Here is a 6,785-nt window from a genome sequence, read left to right as displayed (position 1 = left end):
ACCGCCTTATGACGAGATAGATGTTATGCCGAGATACGTCCAGTATTCTTAAGATTTATCAGTATTTTTACTTTCTGAACTCGGCATAATACTTCTCTATTTTAAGGAATTTAAGAACTGTAAAAGATCTTTGTCTTTGCTCCAGTCAGGAAGATTAGCCTCGTCAGTAACTTTAGGGGCAAGCGCATTGATCGCATCATTTTTCAGACGATTATCAGCTCTTACGTAGACCATCGTCGTAGAAATATCTTCATGTCCGAGAAAATCTCGGATATAGACGATGTTGATGCCAGCCTCCAACATATGCATTGCTTTCGAGTGCCGAAACATATGGCAGTGCACATGTTCCGGAAATGTTGCATCTTCTTTATGAAGTGCATCTGCATATTTTTTGACGATATAGGAAATGCCATCACGGTCAATCCTGCAATGATAACGGTTAGTGACCAACAGGTCTGTTCCAACAGCGTATAGGCGATACCGGCTAAGATAGCTCCCAACAAGTTTTGCTGTCGCCTCTGACAATACGACTGTCCGATATTTGTTGCCTTTCCCGTGTAATCTTACAGTTGCAACAGATCCTAACGATACATCGGCTATCGTGATATCACACAATTCCTGAACCCTGCACCCGCTGTCATACAGAAGTGTCAGGATTACCCGGTGCCTGAACCCAGTGGATGAATTAATATCAGGACTGTTTATAAGAGATGACATTTGTTCTACCGTCAGGAAAGCTACTTCTTTCGGTGCTGCTTTTTTGGCTTTGATCCCGGAGACATTCTGTAACGGGGCAATGTATTCGATGTTTTCCAGTTGTGCATAATCGCTGAATGCTTTTAATGCAGCCAGCCTTTGGTTTGCAGCCGATATGCCAGCTCCACTGTTCCGATACCATTCCAGAAATTCAATGACAAGCTCACGTTTGAAATCCCTGATATAAAAAGAATTCAGCAAGATCCCTTTTTCTTCTTTTATAAATCGTAGGAACAGTTTCAGGGTATCCCTGTAACTGAGAATGGTATTCTTGGAATAACATCTGTGATGTGGCAGGTAATCTGTCAGAAATCCTGTAACCAGACAGGCAAAATCAGTAGAATTCGTGTTCATTGATCTCTGCCTCCTTGATCAGATCAGGAAAAGATTCCTTCATCCGCTCTTTTATATATGGGAATCGTTCCGCCGTAAGTTTCAGATAATACGCTGTTTCTTCAAAACTTTCATGTCCAAGCATTGTCCGCATATAAGGAAGATACGCAATAAGATCTTTTCCTTCATCAGCCCATTTGCGGAGGAGGTTCACACAATAAGTGTGACGGAAGTCATGAATACGAGGCCCTTTTCCGGTATGGGAGATGCCAGCCTGCTCCAGATACCGTCTGAAATTTTTATATACATTCCCCAGGCTCATTGGCTTCCCCGGAAGTATCATAAAGAAATATTCATCGTCAGGTGAATCAGCATGGATTTTTTCTTTTAATTCCTTACACTGAATTATAAGCAAAGGATGGATTGGAATAAGTCTTTCTTTATGGTTTTTAGCCTCATGGACATGGATATATCCTTCTTCGAGGTTGATATCACGTATCCTGGTAAGACGCAGTTCCGAAACACGCATTCCGCTGGTGTATAAGATCCGGAAAAAGACTGGCATGACATCACTGCGGTATGGGCAGGAATCAGGCACAGACTTACTTTTGTCAACTACATCAAAAAAGCCCTGAAGTTCCTCATCTGTATAGATATGCGCATCATATCTTATCCGTTTTTTTGTGATTCCCCTGGGTGGAATATATGCCGGAATACCTATATCGTTGAGATATCTGCAGAAAACACGCATGATACTGATGCGGCTTGCCTGATTCGTAACGGTTTCATAAGTCCTTTTTCTGCACCATAGATCACACAGCTCTTTGGTGATACATTTTTCAGAAAGGTTGTTTTCACATAAAAAAGTGTCAATGCGTCGCAGTGAACCCGTCTCTAATTCATAAGAGAATCCAAGCGCACGTTTTAATTCGATAAGATCATGGATCTCCTTTTGAAAAATGCTGTTATAGGTCTCTTTATTCATGGCAGAAATCCTCCGGTGAAATCACACATTCGGCCAGTTTCTTCAAGTCTGTCTTCAGATAGACAGCCGTTACATCGGAAGCGGTGTGTCCAAGGATATCTGTAATGACCGGAAGCGGTGTTTCCATTTCCAGAAGCATGGAGCCGGCGGAATGTCTTAAAGAATGAAATCCTGAATGCTTTTTGGTACGCTGATCGATACCTGCTTTCCTCATATATCTTACAAGCTGTTGCTGCATATGGTTTTCATTGCCGATCGGATCAAATGGCGGCATATGTTTCAGGAACACATGGTCCGTTTCATAATACCGGGGGCGTCCGTTTTTGATATAATCAATCACCGCCCAGCCTACCGCATCAGGTATTGGCAGAGTCAACGATTTATGTGTTTTGTGCTGTATAAGGGACAGCTTTTTATCTTCCCAGCTAAAGTTCTGGAAGCGCAGGTTTTTGATATCTCCAATCCGAAGACCAAGAACACAAGCAAGAAGGATCATCGCATAGTCACGTTTTCCAATAGGACTGTTCCTGTCAATGACCGCAAGCATTGCTTTCAGTTCATCGAGTTTCCATGCGGAAGGTATTTTGGCACTTTTGGAAACAGCAGGCATATGGATATTTTCAGCATAATCGACGGCAAGGATTCCGGCCGAATAAAGAAAACGCAGGAAGTGTCTGATCCCACAAACATTCTGCTCTATGGTTTTAAAACTATAGCCAGACAACGTTTTCAGATAAGAATTGCAGGTGTCCATTGTGATGTTTTCTGCTGATTCTATTTTCCGCTGCTGGAGATAATCCATGAAAACCATGGAAATGCTTTTATAATGTCCGACCGTACTATCTGACAATTCCGTTGAGTTTAGGAAGCCCGTATAATCCATAAATGCAGCTGAATAATACGCATTCAGCGTAATGGGATTTTTGGATGCATAGTATCGCCTGGTAAGCACCTGATGGAGACGATAGTCTTCCAGCATATGGACAACACGGAGCAGCTGGACTCTCTGCTGGGAAAGTGTTCCATCATTATATTTAGTGATGAATCCGTATTGGTTTTCGAGATATTTAAGTCCCCGTTCCATGTCGTATCCGGTATTTCCGTATTCTTCCGTAAGAAAGCATTGGATCTTATTCCATTCTCTTTCATAAAAGCGGATAGTCGCAGGCGTATAATTGTTTTCCTGCAACAGTTGTTTTAATCCTTCTGTAATCATTTCAAGATTCATGAGTTTCTGACTCCTTTCTTTTTAATGATTACAGAATAACAAAATGTGGTATTATGCCGAGATAAATTTCCAAAAATCACGTTTTTACGCGGAAAATCAGTGGCAACTCGACATAACGTTTATCTCGTCATAAGGTGGATTATGCCGAGCTCGGCATAATCCGCCTTGTGGTGTTCCTTTGCTCGGAACTCCCTCTCCCTGTATGGGTGCTTTTAAGAGCTTGCTTATTACACATAGCAGATTTTTATCGTGGATACCCAACGACCATATCTGTTTCAGCAGTTTAGAGTGGTCTACATTATCGAAAAATCCTTTAATGTCGATATCCACTACATATTCAAGTTTTACTGTAAATGCCAGAAACCGAAACCTGCTGATTGCATGGTGCGTATTGCGGTTTGGACGGAAGCCATAGCTATGTTTGTGAAACTTAGCTTCGCATATCGGCTCCATCACTTGAAGAATACATTGCTGAATCAAGCGGTCTTCAATGGTCGGAATCCCTAGTGGTCTTTCTTTCCCATTGTCCTTGGGAATCATGACACGTCTAACCGGATGTGGTTTGTAGTTTGCCAGTCTTCGCTGAACATAATCTACCAAAATGTCATTTCCCCGTTCCGCTATCTGCTCGATTGTACCCATGTTTGTACCAGGAGTTCGACTTCCCTTATTTCGCTTAATCCGCCTGTACGCAAGTGCTATATTCTGCGGACTTGTTATAAGCGACATAAAGTCGGTAAATATTGCACCCTGTTTACTTTTTGCATATAAGCCATCAAACACATCTTGAATTGCGTAGTATTCATTACGCCTTAAAACCTTGTTTTCTCTCTTCTTTGCCGTTTGGTCAGTCATCTCCTCTGCGGAGATTTCTTCTCTTAGTCATACTCGAACCCAAAACACTCTTACCATTATTAAGTTTTAATGAATTAATCTGACTTGGGGCTATCCCTCCACGGCTTATTATCACCGCTTCGCAGGTACATTGCCCCTACTCTCACTGACATAAACTGTGTTACCACAGACCGCCTCATTGGAATTGCACTTCCTAATCGTTGTCAGCTTTCCCCGTTCCTATTTTCCTATCTGTACATATACCCTTAGGCGCTCTCTTTGAGCCTGTAAGCTTGGTAGTGCCTGTAACACTACATGGATTTTCATAACGAATGTCTTACTCACCCACACTTACCTGACGTCACGTCATCAATGCATTTCTACATTGCCATTCTTTAGACCCTTTCCTTCAAGAGTTCGCCAGTTGCCCCTGTATAGGTAACATTCTCGCCATAGGTATTTTATAGACTTCCGGCCTATCATCCACTCGACCACCTCTGGTTCGCAGTTCCTCGCCATTACGCGTTAGGGTGGCTCTCAGCCGACTTCACCGAGCTTATAACCTCTCACGATGTGCAACTGTGAGACGCTATTCGGAGTATCAAAGGAGGCGTTTCAAGGCGTTACCCTGTCATTCCACCTCTCGGAAAATAAGTTGTTGTCACAACTAGATAAACTAATTGCAACCCTCGCCCTTTGTTAATTTATGCGGCGAAACGGGTCGCACCTTCATGAATGGAAGATCCAGGTATAATATCATGGAACTGGTTGGTAAGGATCATCTTCCAGCCTTTTGTCAGCTTTTCCTGTGCTGCCAGGGACAGACTTCCTGCTCCCATGGCGGCCATAGCAGTCATCCACTCTGCTCTGCGGTACAAAAGCTCCATCTTCCGGTTCATTCTCTTATTATAAGCCTGGCTGGTATAAGTGCCTCTGTGATACTCCAGGTACAGTTCTCCATCCCAGGTGTTTACATACTGATCGGTATTTTCTACATTTTCCTTTAATTTCCGGAAATAGTCTCCTGCAGTGGAAGTTTTCAGATTCGGAAGTCCCGGGATCTTATCAATCCTTCTTCTGGCCTCCAGCAGATCACGGTTTACACCGCCGCCTCCGTCTCCATATCCGTAGGAAATCAGCAGATCTTTATTCATAGCTTTCTCACTATAGGCTTCCCATACACCTTTTACGGTCTTTGCAGTGAGCAGGCCATTATAAGTGTAGAACCAGGAATCCGGTCCGTTCCAGGGTTCCGGGGTGGTAATAAAGTGTGTAAGCACCTCGGTACCGTCCATTCCTTTCCAGTGGAAGGTATCATGAGGCATACGGTTAAACTGGTTCCAGCTGATCTTGGTAGTCATAAACACGTCAATACCGGATTTCTTTAAAATCTGAGGCAGAGCCCAGGAATAGCCGAATACATCAGGAAGCCACAGATATTCCACATCTTTTCCAAATTCCTCTTTCAGAAATCTGCTTCCGATGAGAAGCTGCCGGGTCAGAGATTCTCCACTGGTCAGGTTACAGTCGGCTTCCACCCACATGCCTCCGTCAGCTTCCCAGCGTCCTTCTTTCACTCGTTTCCTGATCTCCTCAAAGATTTCCGGGAAATCTTCTTTTATGTATTCGTAAATCTGAGGCTGGGTCTGAAGGAAAATATACTCCGGGAACATTTCCATCATACGCAGTACTGTGGAGAAAGAACGGGAAGCTTTCTCATGGGTATGTTTCAGCCGCCACAGCCATGCCATATCAATGTGGGTATGTCCCACACAGTAAACATTCACAGGAGAATGTTTCTCCATTTTGTCGATCTTTTCATTTAATATCTGATCTGCCTGGTGAAGAGAATCATAAAAAGACTCGCTTCCGGGATAGGACCAGTCGATACAATGACAAGCCTGATCCAGTGCATTTCTCAGATCGTACTTCACCGGATTTCCCTCTTCCAGATTGGCAATGGTATCCAGGATCAGAGTGCCCATGTAATAAAAATCATCTGCCAGTTCATCTAAACAGGCCAGATCTGCCTGACGGATCTTATGCTCCTGAACGGCAGGAACTCCTCCTCCTTCCAGTCCGGACCAGAGACGGAAGGTAAGGTTCACTGTCTTTCCGCAGAGCTCTTCCGGGAAAAATACTTCCTTGTGATTTACATCTACGCCCTGGTAGGGTTTTCCGTCTATGTAGCACATAGCTTCAAAACCGGAGTTATTTCCGGCACCTGTATTGCCGAAATCAAAAATACCCACAACTCTCTGGCCTTTCCACTGGGCCGGGATCTCAATATCCTTATGCATCCAGAGATAACGGTCTCTTCCGGACCAGCAGTCTCCGGTGTGTATGGTATCCCAGTTGTCAAACTCTGCGGGCACCTGAGGATTCACCACTCCCTGAAGATCTTCCTGCATCGCAAACGCCTCCAGATTCCGGATATTCCGGTATCTGTATTTTTTCACCTCTGTAATTCTTCTGTCCAGTTTCCTGTCTGTTAAAAACATGTCTTTCATAGGAACCCTCCTGTGATTTATATTGTAATGTAGTAGTTTTCCTGTTTTTTTATATTATACAAAACACGCTCTTCCATTACAATTTTCCATTTTCTATATTTGATGAAAAAATTACACATCAAAAAATGCACTGTTTCCT

At 43.4% G+C, this 6,785-nt stretch carries 5 protein-coding genes; all 5 read right to left on the bottom strand.

From position 1 onward, the window contains the following. Positions 1 to 96: 96 nt before the first annotated feature. On the bottom strand, positions 97 to 1,110 hold the full coding sequence (locus B5G33_RS19365) for a tyrosine-type recombinase/integrase (protein WP_087418800.1): 1,014 nt from the start codon (positions 1,108 to 1,110) through the stop codon (positions 97 to 99). Further along, positions 1,091 to 2,074: a tyrosine-type recombinase/integrase gene (locus B5G33_RS19360; RefSeq protein WP_087418799.1), complete on the bottom strand. Its 984-nt coding sequence runs from the start codon at positions 2,072 to 2,074 to the stop codon at positions 1,091 to 1,093. Before B5G33_RS19360 ends, B5G33_RS19365 begins: the two co-directional genes overlap by 20 nt. Further along, positions 2,067 to 3,302, bottom strand: a complete 1,236-nt coding sequence (locus tag B5G33_RS19355; protein WP_087418798.1) for a site-specific integrase — start codon at positions 3,300 to 3,302, stop codon at positions 2,067 to 2,069. The genes B5G33_RS19360 and B5G33_RS19355 overlap by 8 nt, the downstream gene beginning before the upstream one ends. A gap of 96 nt (positions 3,303 to 3,398) precedes the next feature. Then, positions 3,399 to 4,157, bottom strand: a complete 759-nt coding sequence (locus B5G33_RS19350; RefSeq protein ID WP_087418797.1) for a reverse transcriptase domain-containing protein — start codon at positions 4,155 to 4,157, stop codon at positions 3,399 to 3,401. 683 nt (positions 4,158 to 4,840) lie between these two features. Beyond that, the gene (locus B5G33_RS19345; RefSeq protein ID WP_242974775.1) at positions 4,841 to 6,637 is read right to left on the bottom strand and encodes an alpha-mannosidase; all 1,797 of its coding nucleotides are present in this window, start codon (positions 6,635 to 6,637) and stop codon (positions 4,841 to 4,843) included. Positions 6,638 to 6,785: the final 148 nt, after the last annotated feature.

Source organism: Blautia sp. An81 (genome assembly GCF_002161285.1).
Classification (GTDB): Bacteria; Bacillota; Clostridia; order Lachnospirales; family Lachnospiraceae; genus Blautia; species Blautia ornithocaccae.
This window is presented reverse-complemented; position numbering and strand designations above follow the sequence as displayed.